Annotated in this window: 17 protein-coding genes; 10 read left to right on the plus strand and 7 right to left on the minus strand. The window is 48.6% G+C overall.

Going from position 1 to position 20,687, the window contains the following annotated elements; all coding sequences use genetic code 11:
* Positions 1–132: 132 nt before the first annotated feature.
* Complete coding sequence (gene rho / locus BN4609_RS12795) at positions 133–2,106, plus strand: transcription termination factor Rho (RefSeq protein WP_068857036.1); 1,974 nt, start codon at positions 133–135, stop codon at positions 2,104–2,106.
* A gap of 3 nt (positions 2,107–2,109) precedes the next feature.
* A complete protein-coding gene (gene uvrA / locus BN4609_RS12800; protein WP_068857037.1) occupies positions 2,110–4,920 on the plus strand; it encodes an excinuclease ABC subunit UvrA in 2,811 nt (936 codons plus the stop codon).
* Positions 4,921–5,161: 241 nt separating this feature from the next.
* Here uvrA and BN4609_RS12805 read toward each other — a convergent pair whose 3' ends face one another.
* Positions 5,162–5,962, minus strand: coding sequence for an MBL fold metallo-hydrolase (locus BN4609_RS12805; protein ID WP_068857038.1), 801 nt, complete (start codon positions 5,960–5,962; stop codon positions 5,162–5,164).
* 226 nt (positions 5,963–6,188) lie between these two features.
* On the opposite strand from BN4609_RS12805, the gene BN4609_RS12810 reads away from it, so the two are divergent.
* Positions 6,189–6,671: a hypothetical protein gene (locus BN4609_RS12810; RefSeq protein ID WP_068857039.1), complete on the plus strand. Its 483-nt coding sequence runs from the start codon at positions 6,189–6,191 to the stop codon at positions 6,669–6,671.
* Positions 6,672–6,804: 133 nt separating this feature from the next.
* Here the strand turns inward: BN4609_RS12810 and BN4609_RS12815 are convergent, their stop codons facing one another.
* Positions 6,805–8,985, minus strand: a complete 2,181-nt coding sequence (locus tag BN4609_RS12815) for a tetratricopeptide repeat protein (protein WP_068857040.1) — start codon at positions 8,983–8,985, stop codon at positions 6,805–6,807.
* Positions 8,986–9,024: 39 nt separating this feature from the next.
* Complete coding sequence (locus tag BN4609_RS12820; protein ID WP_068857041.1) at positions 9,025–9,936, minus strand: ABC transporter substrate-binding protein; 912 nt, start codon at positions 9,934–9,936, stop codon at positions 9,025–9,027.
* 68 nt (positions 9,937–10,004) lie between these two features.
* On the opposite strand from BN4609_RS12820, the gene radA reads away from it, so the two are divergent.
* The 3 genes from radA (at position 10,005) to BN4609_RS12835 (ending at position 13,465) form a co-directional block, all read left to right on the plus strand.
* Positions 10,005–11,414 (plus strand): DNA repair protein RadA, encoded by a 1,410-nt coding sequence (radA, locus tag BN4609_RS12825; protein ID WP_021993609.1) that lies wholly within the window; start codon positions 10,005–10,007, stop codon positions 11,412–11,414.
* Between the two features lie 4 nt (positions 11,415–11,418).
* Entirely contained in the window at positions 11,419–12,075 is a 657-nt protein-coding gene (gene queC / locus BN4609_RS12830) for a 7-cyano-7-deazaguanine synthase QueC (protein ID WP_068857042.1), read from the plus strand.
* A gap of 136 nt (positions 12,076–12,211) precedes the next feature.
* Positions 12,212–13,465, plus strand: a complete 1,254-nt coding sequence (locus BN4609_RS12835) for a phosphoglycerate kinase (protein ID WP_021993607.1) — start codon at positions 12,212–12,214, stop codon at positions 13,463–13,465.
* 832 nt (positions 13,466–14,297) lie between these two features.
* Here the strand turns inward: BN4609_RS12835 and BN4609_RS12840 are convergent.
* Positions 14,298–14,480, minus strand: a complete 183-nt coding sequence (locus tag BN4609_RS12840) for a hypothetical protein (protein ID WP_068857043.1) — start codon at positions 14,478–14,480, stop codon at positions 14,298–14,300.
* 266 nt (positions 14,481–14,746) lie between these two features.
* Between BN4609_RS12840 and rpsF the strand changes: the two genes are divergently transcribed.
* The 3 genes from rpsF to rplI are packed head-to-tail and all read left to right on the plus strand — an operon-like array spanning position 14,747 to position 15,910.
* Positions 14,747–15,091 carry a 30S ribosomal protein S6 gene (gene rpsF, locus BN4609_RS12845; protein WP_021993605.1) on the plus strand — a complete coding sequence of 115 codons (345 nt, stop codon included), beginning with the start codon at positions 14,747–14,749 and terminating at the stop codon, positions 15,089–15,091.
* Positions 15,092–15,094: 3 nt separating this feature from the next.
* Entirely contained in the window at positions 15,095–15,364 is a 270-nt protein-coding gene (gene rpsR / locus BN4609_RS12850) for a 30S ribosomal protein S18 (protein WP_021993604.1), read from the plus strand.
* A gap of 18 nt (positions 15,365–15,382) precedes the next feature.
* Positions 15,383–15,910: a 50S ribosomal protein L9 gene (gene rplI / locus BN4609_RS12855; protein ID WP_068857044.1), complete on the plus strand. Its 528-nt coding sequence runs from the start codon at positions 15,383–15,385 to the stop codon at positions 15,908–15,910.
* A 298-nt stretch (positions 15,911–16,208) separates the two neighbouring features.
* On the opposite strand, the gene hisC is transcribed toward rplI, so the two are convergent.
* Genes hisC through hisG form a run of 3 tightly spaced genes read right to left on the minus strand, consistent with a single transcriptional unit; the run spans position 16,209 to position 19,380 of the window.
* Positions 16,209–17,243 (minus strand): histidinol-phosphate transaminase, encoded by a 1,035-nt coding sequence (hisC, locus tag BN4609_RS12860; RefSeq protein WP_068857045.1) that lies wholly within the window; start codon positions 17,241–17,243, stop codon positions 16,209–16,211.
* Positions 17,240–18,529, minus strand: coding sequence for a histidinol dehydrogenase (gene hisD, locus BN4609_RS12865; protein WP_068857046.1), 1,290 nt, complete (start codon positions 18,527–18,529; stop codon positions 17,240–17,242). Before hisD ends, hisC begins: the two co-directional genes overlap by 4 nt.
* Positions 18,526–19,380, minus strand: a complete 855-nt coding sequence (gene hisG, locus BN4609_RS12870; RefSeq protein WP_068857047.1) for an ATP phosphoribosyltransferase — start codon at positions 19,378–19,380, stop codon at positions 18,526–18,528. Before hisG ends, hisD begins: the two co-directional genes overlap by 4 nt.
* 88 nt (positions 19,381–19,468) lie before the next feature.
* Between hisG and BN4609_RS12875 the strand changes: the two genes are divergently transcribed.
* Positions 19,469–20,647: an MltF family protein gene (locus BN4609_RS12875; RefSeq protein WP_068857048.1), complete on the plus strand. Its 1,179-nt coding sequence runs from the start codon at positions 19,469–19,471 to the stop codon at positions 20,645–20,647.
* The last annotated feature ends 40 nt before the right edge of the window (positions 20,648–20,687 follow it).

Raw genomic sequence — 20,687 nt, forward strand, 5'->3', positions numbered from 1 at the left:
TGTTAACGACAGTAAATATAAGACTCCGTTTACGCTTACTACAAATAATTTTACTATCTTTGCGCTATAATTTTAGTACGACACATGTTTCCGCTCGTGAAACATCATATTACACCAATTTTATTATAATCCATGTATAGCAAAGACGAATTATCATCTAAAAACTTGTCTGAACTGGAAGATATCGCAAAGACAGCAGGCATAGATGTAGACAATAGTAAAACGCAAGAGGAAATAATCTACGCCATATTAGACAAACAAGCTGAAGTTGAAGGCAACAAAAACCCGCTGGGAACAAAAAGGCGCAGAACAAGAATACTGAAAAAAGACACCGACAGAGTTTACTCGGTCAACGGAAAAGACGGAGAGAACTTCGATCTTAAGAAAAATAAGGCAGTGGCAGAACAACAGTCACTATTCAAGGAGAGCCAGACTCAGCCGGAGACATCAGGCACATCAGAGGATGTTACGGAGACAGCACCGGCACCGGCAACAAAGCGACGCGGAAGGAAAAGCCTGAAGGAAACTGCCGCAACAGCGGAAAAGGAAGCGGACGAAACCGCAGAAACCATGACAGCAGACGAGCCGGAAGCGGAGCAGACGGCTACCGGTGCGGAAGAACAACCGGAAGACGGCAAAGAGGAAGAAAACGAAATGAATATGGAAAACATCATACCTGAAGAAGCATATGCCGCTGCCGGAAATGGAACCGACGACGAGACAGACAGCGAACTGATAGCACAGCTTCAGGCAAAAATAAACGCCCACAACGAAGATACAAGCGAGAAACGGGAGGCTATGGCAAACGGAGTATGGGAAGGAGACCCCGGAGACGGAACTGAATTCATCCCGATTGTAGACCTGCCGATAGAAGATCAGGGCGTGGTTCCGACATTCGACATATTCGACAATCCCACAAACATCATGCCCCAGTCGCAGCCCACTTACACACAGACGGCTGTACCGGAAAGCGTAAAATATGATTTCTCCGACATTATCAGTGCGAACGGTGTGCTTGAGGTGATGCCCGACGGATACGGATTCCTGCGCTCAAGCGACTACAACTACCTTTCGTCACCCGACGACGTATACGTATCCGTACAACAGATAAAACGATACGGTCTGAAGACAGGTGACGTGGTACAGTGCCATGTGCGCCCGCCGCATGACGGAGAGAAATATTTTCCACTTACAAGCATCGATAAAATCAACGGGCGCGACCCGTCAGAGATACGCGACCGCATAGCATTCGAGCATCTTACACCGCTGTTTCCTGACGAGAAGTTCACTCTTTGCGGCGAAAGAAACACGACAAACCTCAGCACAAGAATAGTTGACCTGTTCTCTCCTATAGGAAAAGGTCAGCGCGCACTCATCGTCGCACAGCCGAAGACAGGTAAGACCATCCTCATGAAAGACATAGCAAACGCGATAGCAGCGAACCATCCTGAGGCTTATCTCATGATGTTGCTCATCGACGAACGCCCCGAGGAGGTTACCGACATGGCACGTACAGTAAACGCGGAAGTCATAGCCTCCACATTCGACGAGCCTGCCGAACGTCACGTGAAGATTGCCGGCATTGTTCTTGAAAAGGCAAAAAGAATGGTGGAATGCGGACACGACGTGGTGATTTTCCTCGATTCCATAACACGACTTGCGCGTGCCTACAACACCGTGGCACCCGCTTCGGGAAAGGTACTCACAGGAGGTGTGGACGCAAACGCCCTGCAGAAGCCGAAGAGATTTTTCGGTGCAGCACGCAACATTGAAGGAGGCGGCTCACTTACAATCATCGCCACGGCTCTCATAGACACCGGCTCGAAGATGGACGAGGTGATTTTCGAGGAATTCAAGGGAACCGGCAACATGGAGCTTCAGCTTGACCGCACACTCTCCAACAAACGAATATTCCCTGCTGTCAACCTTGTGGCATCGAGCACACGCCGTGATGACCTGCTCCAGGACAAGACAACACTCGACCGCATGTGGATTCTGAGAAAATACATATCAGACATGAATCCTATCGAGGCGATGAATTCGATACACGACAGGATGACACGCACTCAGAACAATGAGGAGTTCCTTCTCTCAATGAATTCATAATTTATGTCCCAATACATTGAAATAAAAGGCGCACGTGTGAACAATCTGAAAAACGTGAGCCTTAAAATACCACGCAACAAATTCATAGTCATTGCCGGAGTCTCAGGCTCCGGCAAATCGTCTCTGGCATTCGACACACTTTATGCAGAAGGTCAGAGACGCTATGTGGAGTCTCTTTCATCGTATGCCAGACAATATCTCGGAAGGATGAGCAAACCCGAGTGCGACTTCATTAAGGGACTGCCGCCTGCCATAGCCATTGAACAGAAGGTCAACTCAAGAAATCCGAGAAGCACGGTCGGCACATCAACCGAGATATACGAGTATATGCGGCTGCTCTTCGCACGCATAGGACGCACATATTCACCATACAGCGGCAATGAGGTGAAAGTACACACTCCGGAGGACATAGTGAACTGCGCGATGCAATATTCGCCAGGCACAAAGTTCGCAGTGCTCGCACCACTGAAGATAATAAAGGAACGGACACTCAGGAAACAGCTCGAAATGGAAATCCAGCAGGGATATTCCAGAATATGGCATAAGGGTGAGTTCATGCGCATTGACGAGTTCCTGAAAAACGATGAAGCCATAGAGAACACGCCAGCCGGAGAAATATATCTGCTGATTGACCGTATGAGCGTAAGCCATGACAAGGAAGCCATATCACGACTTACAGACTCTGCGGAAAGCGCATTCTACGAAAGCGACGGCAGTTGCAGGCTTCTCTTCCTTCCGTCAAACATATGCTATGACTTCTCTGTGAAGTTCGAGGCTGACGGTATGGAATTCGAGAGACCCAACGACAACATGTTCTCATTCAACTCTCCTGCCGGAGCATGCCCCACATGTGAGGGATTCGGCAAGATAATGGGAATAGATGAAAAGCTCGTCATACCAAACTCATCGCTAAGCGTATATGACGGATGCGTGCAATGCTGGCACGGCGACAAACTGAGTGTGTGGAAAGACGAGTTCTGCCGCAGAGCTACGAAAGACAATTTCCCTATATTCGAGCCATACTATAATCTTACCCGGGCACAAAAAAATATGCTCTGGCACGGTCTGCCGTCTGAGAAGTCCGCACCGGAAAGCGAAAAGGTGTGCATAGACTCGTTCTTCCGGATGGTGAAAGAGAACCAATACAAGATTCAGTATCGCGTTTTGTTGAGCCGGTATCGCGGCAAGACCGTTTGTCCTGACTGCCATGGGACACGACTGAAAAAGGAGGCGTCATGGGTGAAGATATGCGGAATGAGTATATCAGACCTTGTTGACATGCCTGTGACGAACCTTAAAGAATGGTTTGACAACATAAAACTCGATGACAACGAGAAGGAGATATCCAAACGTCTGATAACCGAAATAAAGAACAGACTGCAGTTCTTGCTTGACGTGGGACTGGGATATCTGACGCTCAACCGACCGTCAAACACGCTCAGTGGAGGTGAGAGCCAGCGCATCAATCTTACAACATCGCTCGGCAGTTCGCTCGTAGGCTCTGTATACATTCTCGACGAACCGAGCATCGGACTGCACAGCCGCGACACTCAGCGGCTCATTCATGTGCTCAAAGAGCTTCAGGCTCTCAACAATACGGTGGTAGTGGTAGAGCACGACGAAGAGATAATTCGTGCGGCGGACTACCTCATTGACGTAGGACCTGACGCCGGACGACTTGGCGGTGAAATTGTGTTCGAAGGCGACACATCCTCCATCGACAGCCTTGCAGACAACAACACACGCAGCCATACCGTGAAATATCTTACAGGAAAAGAACGAATCGACATTCCCGCAACACGCCGCAAATGGAACATGGCAATAGAGATAAAAGGCGCAAGAATGAACAATCTGCGAGGAATAGACGTGAAGTTTCCAATGAACATTCTCACGGTGATAACCGGTGTGAGCGGTTCCGGAAAGTCGTCATTGCTCAAAGGCATCCTCTACCCTGCCCTGAAGCGTCATCTCAACGAAGCCGCTGACGCTCCTGGAGAATATTCGTCGCTGGAAGGAGACTGGAAACAGATAAGGCATGTGGAAATGATTGACCAGAACCCGATAGGAAAAAGCACACGCTCCAACCCCGCCACATACCTCAAGGCATACGATGCAATAAGGCAGCTCTATGCCGAGCAGCCCCTCGCAAAGCAGATGGGGTTCTCTGCGCAATACTTCTCATTCAACGCGGAAGGCGGACGATGCGAGGAATGCAAGGGTACGGGAGTCATCAATGTGGAAATGCAGTTCATGGCAGACCTCGTGCTTGAATGTGAGGCATGCCACGGCAAACGCTTCAAACAGGATGTGCTTGATGTAAGATTCCATGGAAAAAACATCAACGACGTACTTGACATGACTGTATCAGAAGCCATTGATTTCTTTGGAAAACATGGAGAAAAGACTGTCGTAAACCGACTGCAACCGCTCGAGAAGGTTGGACTTGGATACATAAAGCTCGGACAAAGTTCGTCCACTCTTTCCGGAGGTGAGAACCAAAGAGTGAAGCTGGCATATTTCATCGGGATGGAAAAGCAGGAGCCTACACTGTTCATATTCGATGAACCGACAACCGGTCTGCACTTCCACGACATAAAGAAACTGCTTGAGGCATTCGGTTCGCTTATAGACAAAGGACACAGCGTTATCGTTATAGAGCATAACATGGATCTTATAAAATGCGCCGACTACATCATAGATCTCGGACCTGAGGGAGGAAACCGGGGAGGAGACCTTGTCTGTTGCGGCACACCTGAAGAGGTGGCTGAATGTCCAAATAGTATCACAGGAAAATATCTGAAAGAAAAACTGTAAGGAGTTGCAGAACCAACAACCTACAGACAACATCACCGCAATGAGTCCGGAATGCCGCACTGAGACTGAATAGTCATATGTATGCGCGATTCCGGACTCATACCATATATTTCCTAACTGTCTGCCGGTAACATACTTTATGTTCCGTACACACAATGTTTTCATCTTATATTACCAAAACCGTATGGCATCATTTTATGCCATAGACGTCAATTGTTATTCCCGAATACACTTCAACCCATCAAAGTTCAAAAACTCCATTGGGGCTTTTGCGCTTCAAAATGTCAATCTCGAAGTGCCGCGCATTCACCGTCTCCGGCTTATCAAGTATCTGTCCGACAGTCTTGCGGACTATCTCCGGATGGTTGTTCTCTTCACTCAGATGGCACAGCCAGACATGGCGCAGACGCCCCGACGCATATCTTTCCAGTGCAGCAGCGCATTCATTGTTGCCAAGATGTCCCCTACCGCTTCTTATCCTTGACTTCAGATATTCGGGATACGGTCCGTCCCGCAGCATGTCCTCGTCATAATTGGACTCCAGAACAAGATAATCAGTGTGCCCTATCATATCCGCCATCTCGTCCGTCACATGCCCGGCGTCAGTAATGATACAGAACACCTTGCCACCGTATTCTATTCTGTAGCCTACATTGTCACTGCTGTCATGCGGCACATCGAAGGCTGTGATGTCAAATTCACCTGCATGAAACGGCACGTTCTTCTCAATAATCCGCTTGTTGTTCTCCGGTATCTTATTTCTGACACAATAGTTTCGCATTATTCCCTGATGCACGGCGGCGGTGGCATAGACAGGCAAACCATGTGCTGTACTGAGTGTTCCCACCGACTTGATGTGGTCGGCATGGTCGTGCGTAACAATAATATTATGCAACATATGGAACGAGAATCCGTATTCGTAGAAATACTTTTTTATTGTGCGGATGCCCAAACCGGCATCAATCATCAACCCGTCCGTTTCCGTAAAAAGACAATAGCAATTGCCGCTGCTACCGCTACCAAAAGATATGAATTTAAACATCAGAACCCTTATTGATTTTATAAACAGGCTGCACCGGACAATCTAAGAACACGCTCTTAATGCTCCTGCCAGTGCTATCTTATTTAAAGACAGGCTGCGTCCGGCAATTTGAGAGAAGCTCTCACGGCACTCACTTGCACTGTTTTCACACAAAAGTATTAAAAAAATATGAATAAGCAAAAGTATTTGGTTAAATTTGCAGAATCAATACAAAATATGCCATTTCATGAAAACAACTAAACACACTCTTGACAGAATCATTGCGGCATCTGCCGTAACACTCATATTGCTTACGGCATTTACAGTAACATCATGCAAGGAAGATAATGAAGAGGAGAAAATAGAAAACGGAGCGTGCCGCTTTGCCGAGTATTTCTTCAATTGTTTATATAAGGATGCCATGAAGCTGTGCACTCCCGAGTCGGCGAAATGGCTGAGTTACGCTGCCTCGAACATATCGCAGGAGGACATTGACATACTAAACTCGCAAAAAGACGACGCCACATGCGAGAGCACGGATATCATCATGCCTGACGACACAACGGCAGTAGTGACAATGAAAGTGAGGAATTTTCTTATGATGGACAGCATAGGTGTGCCTTCAAAAATAAAGGAATCAGCCCTTTACACTATTGTCATGAGAAAGAGAGACGGCCGATGGAAAGCGCATCTTGACAGCATGCCGCAGGAAGTGAAGGACATTCACTGAGAGCGACAAGCGTCAGACTGCTGTCACGACAAACAGTTCATACATGGCAGCGGGACACCAACGTGGAACCAATGCCTACGGACGTGTCCCGCCATACATGGAGCGGCGGCAACCATACGACATTGTGCCGCCATCAAGAACCGAACACCAAGTCTGTCATTATCTTCATTTCAGGACCGGTGATACCATAAGCCTCAAGAACATTCCTGTCCTCGGCAAGAGCCGTCTCAAGCTCTTCATATCCCATATTGTCGCCATTGTATGATACATACTCGCGCAGCCTGTCCACCGCCGCGCCCATGTTTCCAACGAACCATCTGGTATACGCTGAATTGAGAAAGTCAGCCCTGATACATCTTCCGTCCGCTATGAGGGCATCGTAAATGTCACTTGCCTTCCGCGCTTCACCTTTCAGAAGCTGTCCCCATGCCAGAGCCCTTCTTACGTTGTTGTCTTCCGGATATTCGTAGTCAAGTCTGAATATGACAGCCATACCCTCCTCCGGCTTACCGTCGCACAGTTGCGACACTGCCTTGTTCAGAATATAGTTTTTGTTTTCCGGATAAAGTTCTGAAAGCTTTCCGTAATATGTCTCCGCCTCTGAATACCTGCGCGATGCGAATGCAATCTGTGCCATACCCTTTATAGCCTGCGCGTTGCCGGCATTAATGTCCATAACCTGCCTGAATATGGTCTCTGCCTCACTGCTGTGTCCAAGCCGTAAATGCGACATTGCCGCCATAATGAGATGCTCCTCCGAATCTGTTATGGCATAGACCTGGGCGAGTGACAATATCATGTCATACCTCTTGTGCTTGTAAAGGAATTTCTCGAGCTCCACAACACACGTTTCCGGCAACACACCGGACAAAAGCCGATTGGCGAAGAACAGTCCTCCAGTCTGCCTGCCTCTGCCAGTGAACGGATTCGTAAAGTCGTTCTTGTACTGGTTGAGACGGAAGAAGCGGTAAAGATCCTGCAGGTACATCCTGCGTATGTAAGCCGGATCGGACACGTCGACATCCATCCCTGACGGCAGTCCGAGCACTTCTCCGCTGTTCAACATTTCCCTTATATTGTCAGGCATGCGTCCTATTACAGACGACAAGGCAAGAACGAAAGAGTATTTGTCCGAGTCGCAGAACGGACTATCGTTGAAAAGCCTCTGTATGAACTTGTTGTTTCCCATCTTCTCGCTAAGGCTTCTTATCTGGGGATGCTCAATATAGAACGGACAGAACCAGTTGCTCATCTGATTGAAGAACGGGAAACGCTTCATCTGCGAGAAGCCTCCGAAGTATACGTCCGACCCGGACTTCTGCATTTCCATCATCTTGTTGAGCGACCGTTCCAACTCTTCCATATTGCGGTCTGCCGCACCCGGGTCAAGTATATCCTGCATCCTGTCGTCATCCTTCTCTATTATACCGGAACCGGTCATCTCAAACCGGTTGTTCTTCATCAGACTGGGAATGATGTCATTCTGTATCTTTATGTTGTCGGCGTCAGCATTGTTGCAGTATATCACCTGCATCTGCATCTCGAGAATCTCGCGGCATACGCTTTCATTTCCTGTAAGGCGGACAAGCGTCTGCTCCACTTCCGGAAACAGCGACATGTCGTCTGAAGGCATGGCAAAGACCCATCCTGTCAGCGCGCGCTGTCTTATCCTCTCATCCGAAGCGTTTTCATACACATCCACCATCACAAGCCATTTGTTCAGATCGAACACATTCATTGCCGACAGCATAACCGCACTCAGGAGAAGCGTCACGTCATTGGAGTCTACTGTAGGTGATGTCAACAGCCTCTTTACAGCCTCCGCACCGTTGTCGCTCCACTGTCCGGACACCAGCACCGCATCGAAGAGGCGCGACATGTACTGCTGGTGGCGCGCATAAATGTCGTCAGGAGAAGCCTCCTGCATGCCTGCGACGCCGAGAGACGCCATCGCCACGTCCTGCACAAACCTCTCAAGCCCGTCGCGCACGTCGTCAGACTGTAGTGAAAGACCACCCGAACTGATTCCGGCAGAGATATAAGAAGGGCGTCTCTTTACCATTTCCGCAAGACACATGGAACCATACAGCCGGCATGCGCGTCTCAGAAGGCTCCTGTACACAGACTCTATCTGCGGATCCTTATATCCGCGAAGCATATAGTCACGCATCAGCTGATAGTCTTTCTCTATAGCCTCAAACTCGCCTTCAAGAGAAGAATAAATGCTGTCGCCGCTTATTTCTTCACGCATTCCGCGCAACGCCCTACCCAAATCCTGTCTGTACAATATCGAATGTATAATGTTTTTCTGCATACTTCTTTAAAGCTTCTTACCGGCATTACTCCGGAAATGTTATAAGACAATATTGTCTGTCTCTGCCTTAGACGGCTTTTTCATATGTGTATATTTTATCTTCGGCAATGCATTTATCACATTGTCGTCTATACCATAATGCTTTTTCAGCACCGCCGAATAGTGTTGAAGTCCGTTCTTGTTCAGCGAATCACACGCCATGTTGTATGCTTTCCCGAATACGGAAAGCTGTTTACGGCGGTGTGAGTCTTTCATCACCTCAGCACGGAATGCCAACACGCCGAGCACCTTTTTCTTATCACGGCTGTCCGCTATCACATTACCGCCCTTCATCCGTGCCTCCGTAGCCTGCGGTTCGGGCAGCCACACAGCGTCTATCTCATTGTTGAGAAGCATTGCCAGACGCACGTTCACATCGTTTATCTGTATGCGGAACACCTGCGACTTCAGCCTTATGCCTTCCGTGAACTTTGTCGTGAGCAGGTCGGTAGCCGAATATCTCGTCATGCCTATCATCTTGTCGTCGAGCTGGCTGATTTTCCTTACACGTGCCTTACGGCTTGTCACAAGATTCCAGTAAGCGTTTGTGGACGACAGGTAATCGAGCTGCAGTCCGTCGTGGCTCTTCATGCGTTCCGTGCGTACAAAGTCTGAGAAAGCCCCTTCGACACTTCTTCCGATGAGAGCCGTGTCGCAATCCATCTGTGCGCTGAACTTCCTGAGCCTTATGTCTACGGCTGCCGTGTCATACAGATTGCAGTCTCTGGCGACAAAGGCAGGCAGACAGTCGAGTGTCGGCATAACAGCAATCTTCAATGCCATCCTCTCCTCTTTTGCCTGTTTCATCCGTTCTTCACGCGATATGCGCCGCACCTCCTCTGCCGAACGTCCGCATGAGAAAAAAACAGCGGCAATGAGCACTGCCGGGATAATAAGAATGTTCCTGTTCATACGGCAAAAATAACAATAAATTTTGTAACAATGAAAATAATTTATACTTTTGTAGGAAATTGAATACTATGGCAAAAGACAAGGTTGCTTACGTATGCAGCAACTGCGGACAGGAGTCTACGAAGTGGATAGGCAAATGTCCCAGTTGCGGAGAATGGAACACCTTCAAAGAGATAAAAGTGGCGGCAAGCACTGCCGCATCCTCCATCATCTCACCGGAAAGATTCGGCGGCAACGGCAGACAGGCGGCGGAGATAAAGCCCATAAGGCTTAAAGACATTCCATACGAGGACTATCCGAGGATAGACCTTAACGACAAGGAGCTCAACAGAGTCCTCGGAGGAGGACTGGTGCCGGGGAGTCTCATTCTGCTTGGAGGAGAGCCGGGCATAGGCAAGAGCACGCTCACGCTACAGACGATTCTCAATCTGCCTGAATACAAGATATTGTACGTGAGCGGAGAGGAAAGCGCGCACCAGCTGAAGATGCGTGCGCGGCGTCTGGAAAGCACGGGGAACCATGGCGACGGTAAGGACGACAATGTGATAATACTGTGTGAGACGTCGCTCGACAAGATAACAGACCACATACAGAACGTCAGACCTGAGATAATAATCATCGACTCCATACAGACAATACACACCGACACCGTAGACAGCGGACCGGGAAGCGTGTCGCAGGTGAGAGAATGTGCGGCTACCCTTCTACGCATATCAAAAAGCAGCGGCATACCTATAATACTTATAGGACACATAAACAAGGAAGGGACACTCGCCGGACCTAAAATACTGGAGCATATCGTCGACACCGTAATACAGTTTGAGGGCGACCAGCACTACATGTACCGCATACTGCGATCCATAAAAAACCGCTTCGGAAGCACGTCCGAACTTGGGATATACGAAATGCGCCAGGACGGACTGCGACAGGTGAACAATCCATCCGAGATGCTTCTCGCGCAGGACCTGTCAGGACTTTCGGGCGTGGCGATAAGCTCTGCCATCGAGGGCGCAAGACCTTTCCTCGTAGAGACGCAGGCACTCGTGTCGTCGGCTGCATACGGCACCCCGCAGCGAGCCGCTACCGGATTCGACCAGCGAAGGCTCAACATGCTGCTCGCAGTCCTGGAGAAACGGGTCGGCTTCAAGCTGATGCAGAAGGATGTGTTCATCAACATCGCCGGCGGAATAAGGGTCACCGACCTTGCCATGGACCTGAGCGTCATAGCAGCGGTGTTGTCGAGCAACGTGGACACTGCCATAGAACAGGGCTGGTGCATGGCAGGCGAAGTGGGACTGAGCGGTGAGGTGCGCCCGGTTAACCGTATGGAACAGCGGCTTGCCGAAGCCGAGAAACTGGGGTTCACAGACATCGTCATCCCGCGCTACAACATGCAAAGGATAGACAAATCGAAATACAACATCAATCTTCATCCGGTAAGAAAGGTTGAAGAGGCATTAAGAATATTATTCGGATAACATTATGAAAGATTCTGTAATAGTTGTCAGCGGCGGTATGGACAGCATAACGCTGCTTTATGACAAAAAGGAGGAAATAGCGCTTGCCGTGACGTTCGACTACGGCAGCAAGCACAACGCCAGGGAGATAGCATGGGCAAAAGTGCACTGCGGACGGCTCGGCATCAGACACATTGTGATAAAGCTGGACTTCATGCAAAAGTATTTCACAAGCAGCCTGCTCGAAGGCGGTGACGAAATACCGGAAGGACACTATGCCGACGAAAACATGAAGTCGACCGTGGTGCCGTTCCGCAACGGCATAATGCTGTCTGTCGCGGCAGGCATAGCCGAAAGCAACGGACTGAAAAAAATACTCATCGCCAATCACGGCGGCGACCATACGATATACCCCGACTGCCGTCCGGAATTCATCGGGGCAATGGACAGGGCGATAGCAAACGGCACTTACGAGGACGTGAGAATAGACGCACCGTACACAAACATCACAAAAGCCGACATAGCGAAGAAAGGGAAACGCCTCGGAATAGACTATTCAGAGACGTGGAGCTGCTATAAAGGCGGCGAGAGACACTGCGGGAAATGCGGCACGTGCATAGAAAGGAAAGAGGCTATGGCACTGGCTGGAATAGACGACAGGACCGAATACGAAAGCATGTAGCGGCAACCCAAGGCGGAAGACGTATACAAAGCGGTTAAATACATATAAATTTCGGATTCTGCCATTTGCGATTTCAACTTTTATTATTAATTTTGCGTGCAGAGAAAATAATATCCAACTTAAATATTCAAGATAAATGAAAATCGACCAATTCAATTTTGCCGGCAAGAAGGCAATCGTTCGCGTGGACTTCAATGTTCCATTGGATGAGAACGGAAAAGTAACAGACGACACACGCATACGCGGCGCGCTTCCCACACTCAAGAAAGTGCTTGCTGACGGCGGTGCACTCATCATGATGAGCCACATGGGCAAGCCCAAAGGCAAAGTGAACCCCAAGATGTCTCTCGGACAGATAAAGGAAGACGTGTCAAAGGCACTCGGAGTGGAGGTTAAGTTCGCTCCCGACTGCGGCAACGCCGACGAGGCTGCACAGGCTCTGAAGCCCGGAGAGGCTCTCCTGCTCGAGAACCTCCGCTTCTATCCTGAAGAGGAAGGCAAGCCTGTAGGCATCGACAAGGCTGACCCGGCTTACGCTGCCGCAAAGGACGAGATGAAGAAGCGTCAGAAAGACTTCGCCAAGAAACTGGCATCATACGCTGACGTTTACGTAAACGACGCTTTCGGAACAGCTCACCGCAAACATGCGTCAACAGCCGTGATAGCCGACTACTTCGACGCAGACTCCAAGATGCTGGGTTATCTGATGGAGAAGGAAGTGACAGCCATCGACAACGTGCTGAAAAACGCACAGCATCCGTTCACAGCCATCATCGGCGGTTCTAAGGTAAGTTCCAAGCTCGGTGTCATAAAGAACCTTCTCGACAAGGTGGACAACCTCATCATCGGCGGTGGTATGGGCTACACATTCATCAAGGCGCAGGGCGGAAAGATCGGAGAGTCGCTCCATGAGGACGACCTCATGCCGGAAGCTCTCAACGTTATGGAGGAAGCCAAGAAGAAGGGCGTGAACCTCAGCCTCTCTGTAGCGACTGTTGCTGCCAATGAGTTCTCCAACGACGCAGAGCGCAAGGTTGTCGACATATACAACATTCCCGACGGATGGGAAGGTATGGACGCCTCTGAAGAGAGCCTCGCCATATGGAAGAAGATTATCCTCGAATCAAAGACCATCCTCTGGAACGGTCCTGTAGGCGTGTTCGAGTTTGAGAACTTCGCACACGGAACAGGCGAGATAGCCAAATATGTGGCACAGGCAACAAAGGAAAACGGTGCTTATTCACTCGTGGGCGGCGGCGACTCTGTAGCTGCTGTCAACAAGTTCGGTCTGGCAGACCAGGTGAGCTACGTTTCAACCGGAGGCGGTGCTATGCTCGAGGCAATAGAAGGAAAGGTTCTTCCGGGCGTTGCCGCAATAAAGGGCGAATAATTACAAGTGTCTGAAACAGACATAACCATGAGGCTTCCCTTCACGGGGAGCCTCTTTTTTTTACTTGAAACGTCATTATACCTCATCCGTATTACGGACCAAGATTCCTGATGCCGGCAAGTCATAACAACGCGAAGAACTGCTGAGTACATAACTGAATAATTATACGGAAATCCGTATTACGGACTGCATAAATATTCGTCGCAATGCAAAATAGAGCGGATATTTGCGGACAAAAGCCCATACGAAGGCAAATACGCGAGTTTTTGGAGAAGGACATAAATATCTATAAGACAGCGTCTTGCACAATTCCGCGCAACAACACACGCTGAAACGTCATGCGGGAAAGCCTGTTTCACGCCCTGAAAGGGGCTTTTTCGCAAGCAGACAAAGCATGTGTCAGACACCGGGAAAGTATGTTCCGACCCACGGAAAAGCCCGTTCCGGCTTTCAGCAGGCTCTACAATGTGATACAGAATCAGAAATATGCACATTAAAACGAGTTTCCGATGAAACGCCACAAGTCTCCGACACGTAGCCTGTTCCTGTTTTGCAGATTTGTGTTGTCAAAATAATTTACCGCGAAAATGAATGAATATGCAATAAAGGTAAGCAGAACTCGCAGGTTGAAAGACAAAAATCGATGTCCGTAATAATACGCAGGAACAGCTTACAAGCCATTCCTACATCACGCAATCATGTCTCACTTATGGCACACGGACGGGTGAGCCGCTCTCCTGTACCATCCTACGCACATCTCCACCGGCACGCCGCTGCACACCGGCATGAGTCCGCCGCCATACTCGTAAGCCACAGCACGCCTGACGCACGACTAATACTCGCCGCTCTTCTTCATCCTGCGCACATACAAGACGATTCCGGTCAGAATAAGCACAGACGCAAGAATGTTGACCACATTAGAGCCCGTCCTACCGAGAACATACAAGATGAATATTGTCAGTACTCCTGTACAGACAAGCAGTATTCCAAGGTTATCTTTGAAGAAACGTTTCATCACACTTAAATTATACGCTGCAAAGATAATGCAAGGCGAGAGCAACAGCAAGGCGGGAAAACGCAGTTTTACCAGACTTGATACTGCCTAGCCGAAGCTTATCTTATGCAAAAATATTAAAGATAGGCATATCGCTGTCGCAATATAAATCTAAAAATTGTTAAATACACAAATAAGACACAACCACCTTTGTTTCTATCATGTAAAATGAGTACCTTTGCACCGCATTTTGCAAAATCAAATCATTTAACAATTTATTTTTTAATATGAATCAATACGAAACCGTTTTCATTTTGACTCCCGTTTTGTCTGATGACCAGATGAAGGAAGCGGTTGCTAAATTCAAGAATCTTCTCACCGAGAACGGTGCGGAAATTCTGAATGAGGAAACCTGGGGATTGAAAAAAATGGCTTATGCTATCCAGAAGAAATCAACGGGTTTTTACTGCCTGCTTGAGTTCAAGGCAGAGCCGACTATCGTTAAGACTCTTGAGACCGGCTTCCGCCGCGACGAGAAAGTAATCCGTTTCATAACAGTCAAACTCGACAAGTACGCTGCGCAGTACGCTGAGAAGAGACGTAACAAATACGCTAAAAAAGAGGAGGCTTAATTTATGGCAGCAGTAGAATCAGAAATACGTTATTTGACTCCACCCTCAGTGGACACAAGAAAGAAAAAGTATTGCCGTTTCAAGAAAAGCGGTATCAAGTATATCGACTATAAGGATCCCGAGTTCCTCAAGAAGTTCTTGAACGAGCAGGGCAAAATCCTTCCGCGTCGCATTACCGGTACTTCACTGAAATATCAGCGTCGCGTGGCACAGGCAATCAAGCGCGCACGCCAGATAGCCTTGCTTCCATATGTAACCGATTTGATGAAATAAAAAAGGAGGAACGACAATATGGAAATAATACTGAAAGAAGATATAATAGGCTTAGGCTACAAGAATGATATTGTAAACGTAAAAAGCGGATACGGACGCAACTACCTCATCCCGACAGGAAAGGCTGTTATCGCATCTGAGTCTGCAAAGAAAGTGCTTGCCGAGAACCTGAAACAGCAGGCTCACAAACTTGCTGCAATAAAGGCTGAGGCTGAGAAGAAGGCTGAGGCACTCAACAATGTATCGCTTGTCATCGCAGCTAAGGTCAGCGCAACCGGTGTGACATACGGTTCTGTAAACACCAACATCGTTGCCGAGGAACTGAAGAAACAGGGCTTCGATATAGACCGCAAGATTATAACAATGCGCGACATAAAGAGCGTAGGCGACTATGAGGCTGTAGTCCACTTCCACAAGGAGGTTGAGGTTAAGGTGCCTGTAAAGGTTGTCGCAGAGAATGCTCCTGTTGAGAACAAGGAGGAAGAAGCCGCTCCCGTGGCAGAAACCGCCGAAAAGACAGAGGACAACGCAGAGAAAGCTGAATAATTAAGTACTGTAAAGCAAATCTATATGTTAATCCCGGCACATCCATAAAGGTATGCCGGGATTTCTTTATCTCCTGACAGCATCCGCAATAAAGACCGGACAATCGCACTGTGCCGGCTGTTCATTACCCCGAATCTGTCATCAGAATTCATCCGTATTTCTAACTGCTGCCGTCATTTCACTTAACGTTTTCACATATTGCATACGGTCACGTATCGGAAAAAGCAGAATGCCAATATGAAGACAGAAGAACTGAACAAGGATGAAATCATACATCTTGTTTTGTTTCTATACAACGTCAATATTGCCTCAACGCGGCAAGCAGCTCGTTGTTTTCGCTTTTTGTCCCTATCGTAACGCGCAGACAGTTCTCGCACATGCATACATTGGTACGGTTGCGGACGATAATCCCTTTCCTCACAAGATAGTCGTATATTGCCTGTGCGTCATCCATCTTAGCAAGGAAGAAGTTTGCGTCTGTGGGATATATCTTCCGGCATACAGGCAACGCCCGGAAAGCGGCAACCATCCTGCCGCGCTCCTCCACAATGGTATTTATCCACTTCTCCACCCTGAACGAGTCCTTCAGAGCATCCATGGCATACCTCTGGGTAAGCACATTTATGTTATAAGGATATTTCACCTTATTAAATATATCTATTATTTCCTTCTGCGCGAAAGCCATTCCGAGCCGTATTCCGGCGCAACCCCAAGCCTTGCTCATGGTGTTTAGAACGACGATATTGGGAAACTTTGCAAGCTTGAGTCTGAAAGGCACCGACCGTGAGAAATCCGTGTACGCCTCATCGATAACCACGATTCCGTCGAACGCATTGACAACCTTCTCTATCATTCCGCTGTCAATCAGGTTTCCGGTAGGATTGTTGGGGGAGCAAATCCATATCAGCTTTGTGTTCGCATCGCACGCATTGAGCAGTCTGTCTGCGTCAAGCTGGAAATTATCGTCGAGTCTCACAGGGCGATACTCCACATCATTGATGTCGGCACACACCCTGTACATGCCGTAGGTAGGTTCTATTGCTACCACATTGTCTACGCCCGGACGGCAGAAGCAACGGAACAACAAGTCAATAATCTCGTCGCTTCCATTGCCGAAACATATCTGTTCCGGCGACACACCCTTCAGCTTCGCCATCACGTTTTTCAGTTCCTGCTGCAGCGGATCGGGGTAACGGTTGTACGGATTGTTGTACGGATTCTCGTTGGCATCGAGCAACACGGTAGCCGAATGCCCGCTATATTCGTTTCTGGCACAACTGTATGGCGACAGTCTGAGGATATTGTCGCGCAACAGTTCATCTAATTTTCTCATTTTCTTCCAATATTTCTCAAGCGCACAGTCATTGCATTCTTATGCGCCTCAAGCTGTTCATTTTCTGCCATTACCTCCACTGCGCGTCCTATAGACATAACTCCTTCAGGCGTGATGTGCTGGAATGTTATCTTGCGTATGTAACTGTCAAGGTTCACTCCGTTGTAAGCCGTGGCATAACCGTGGGTAGGCAATGTATGGTTGGTGCCGCTCGCGTAGTCTCCGGCACTCTCACATGCGTACTTACCAAGGAAAACACTTCCGGCGTTGACCACCATACCGGCAAGCGCGTCATAGTCTTCCGTGGCAATGACAAGATGTTCTGGAGCATAGGCATTGCTTATCTCCATAGCCTCACTGCCGTCGTGTGCAATTATGCAAAGACTGTTTTCAAGCGAACGGGCGGCAATGTCGCGACGCGGCAAGACAGCAAGCTGCCGGTCGATTTCCTCACTTACCCGAACTGCCACAGACTCCGACGTACTTATGAGCAGCACCTGCGAGTCTGTGCCGTGTTCTGCCTGCGACAGCAAATCGGCTGCTACAAACTCCACGTTGCTTGTCTCGTCGGCTATAACACATACCTCCGAAGGACCCGCAGGCATGTCTATCGCCACACCGTCGAGGCTCACCCGCTGCTTCGCTGCCATTACATAACGGTTTCCCGGACCGAATATCTTATATACCTTCGGCACAGTTTCAGTACCGTATGCCATCGCTCCGATAGCCTGGACTCCACCTATCTTATATATCTTATCCACTCCGGCAGTCTTTGCCGCCACAAGAATGGCGGGGTTGACATTGCCGTTTTTGTCAGGCGGAGTACACAGAACGATGTCATCACATCCGGCAATCCTTGCCGGTGTGGCGAGCATCAGAACAGTGGAGAAAAGCGGAGCCGTCCCACCGGGAACATATAGTCCCACCTTTTGTATGGCTACACTCTTCTGCCAGCAGCTCACTCCAGGCACCGTCTCCACCTTATGCTCTGTAGTGCGCTGCGCCATATGGAATTTCCCGATGTTCGAATGGGCGAGCTCTATAGCCTCTTTCAGCTCGGCATCAACACTTCTGACGGCATTCTCAATCTCATCCTCGGTCACAGCCAAAGACTGCAATGACACTCCGTCGAAGCGCAGCTCACACCTGCGTACAGCCTCATCACCGTTATTACGCACATCTTCCAGAATGTCGTCCACAACGCCATTCAACGCGGAAATGTCTGTATGAGGTCTTTCAAGTATCTTTTTCCAGACCTCACGTTCGGGATATCTCACTATTCTCATAACAAAATCATCTTTTCAATGGGTGTCACAAGTATTCCTTGAGCACCGAGTTCTTTAAGCCGTCCGATAATTTCCCAGAAACGTTTTTCGTCAAGCACTGTATGTATGGAGCACCAGTTCTCGTCGGCAAGCGGTATTATTGTAGGACTTTTTATTCCCGGCAATACAGCTGTTATGTCGCTGACTCTATCTTTAGGAGCGTTCATCATGACATATTTCTTGTCTGTTGCCGATCGCACAGCCTCAATACGGAACAGCATCTCATTGAGTATGGCATGCTTGTCATCGTCCATATTCCAGTTTCCTATCAGCAGAGCCTCACTCTCCATCACAACCTCCACCTCTCTGAGATTGTTGCTTATAAGTGTGCTGCCTGAGCTTACAATGTCAAAGATTCCATCGGCAAGCCCTATGCCGGGGCATATCTCCACACTTCCGGTTATGACGTGTATCTCTGCCGTTATGCCGTTCTTCTTAAGGAATTTATCCAGAATGTTCGGATAAGACGTTGCAATCCGTCTGCCGTTGAACCACTCAAGACCTGTATATTTGTATTCTTTCGGGATGGCAAGAGACAACCGGCACTTGCTGAATCCAAGTCTGGATATGATCTGAGCATTCTCTTCCCTTTCTAAAAACTCGTTCTCTCCCACTATGCCGACATCAGCGACACCGCTTGCAACACTCTGTGGAATGTCGTCGTCTCGCAGATACAGCACCTCTATCGGGAAATTCACAGACTGTACTAACAATGTGCGCTTGCTTGTGCGGACCTTGATGTCAGCTTCTGCAAGCAGATTCATGGTGTCGTCGAAGAGACGACCCTTTGATTGCACGGCAATTCGTAACATAATATCAAATATATTAAAAAGATAATGACAAAAATACCGTTTTTCAAGGAATTACGCAAGAAATGTAGTACATTTGTGCACCATTTACATGCAATTGAAATTTTTATACATATTATTTTCGGTATTGCTGGCTTTGAGCTGTAGCGACAACAAGAAATCCATAGAGGTCACTCCATGGGGCAGCACGGCAGTTGAAGACAGCGCAGACTTTGAGAATCATTTCACGATAAGCGACCTTCAGAGCAACGGTGAAATGATAATGCTGACAATGAGCGGTCCTGACACGTATTTTGACTATCGCGGACGAGGTATGGGAACACAATATCTGCTGTGCGAGAAATTCGCACACGACATTGGTGTATCCCTGCGTGTGGAGCTTTGCCGAGACACTGCCGAAATGCTGGAAAGGCTTGAAGAGGGCGAAGGAGACATCATTGTGTATCAGATGTCACGTAAAACAAAAGGACTGAACTATTGCGGATATGGGACAGACAGCACTTCGTGGGCGGTAAGTGAGGGCAACAAGGAACTGTCTGACTCATTGAACCGGTGGTACAGACCGCAACTGCTCGCACAGATAAAAAAGGAGGAGGCATTCATGTATTCGCCCCAAAGCATACGCCGACACACTTATTCTCCAATGCTGAACGCCTCGGCTGGCATAATATCAGAATACGACCACCTGTTCCAAAAATACGCCCCACTGACACGATGGGACTGGAGGCTGCTCGCCGCACAGTGCTATCAGGAATCGACATTCGACCCGAATGCGCGCTCGTGGGCAGGCGCATGTGGTCTGATGCAGATAATGCCGGCAACCGCAGACATGATTGGTCTGTCAAGGGCGAATATATTTGACCCTGAAGAAAACATTGCCGCAGCAGCACGCTACATCAAGACACTTAACGGAAAGTTTCTTGACATAAGAGACCGGAACGAACGTTGCTCATTCATTCTGGCAAGTTACAATGGCGGTTTCTTCCATATCCGTGACGCAATGGCATTGACAAAAAAACACGGAAGAAACCCTCACTCATGGAGAGACGTGTCGGAGTTCGTCCTGAAACTGAGCTATCCGGAATATTACAACGACCCTGTGGTGAAATACGGATACATGCGCGGACAGGAAACGGCAGGTTATGTGGAGAGCATAAGAAACCGATGGGCACAATACCGCAGCAAGGCTCGCGGAGGGTCTGGCATACAAGGCTTCCCCGGAGAGGCAATACCGCAGAAGGCACGTAAGAGACACAGGTTCAGACTATGACAATCTCATAATTTGATTTGTGCGACAGCCGCATACATGA

Origin of the sequence: Leyella lascolaii (assembly GCF_900079775.1) — a bacterium.
In the GTDB taxonomy this organism is placed as follows: Bacteria; Bacteroidota; Bacteroidia; order Bacteroidales; family Bacteroidaceae; genus Prevotella; species Prevotella lascolaii.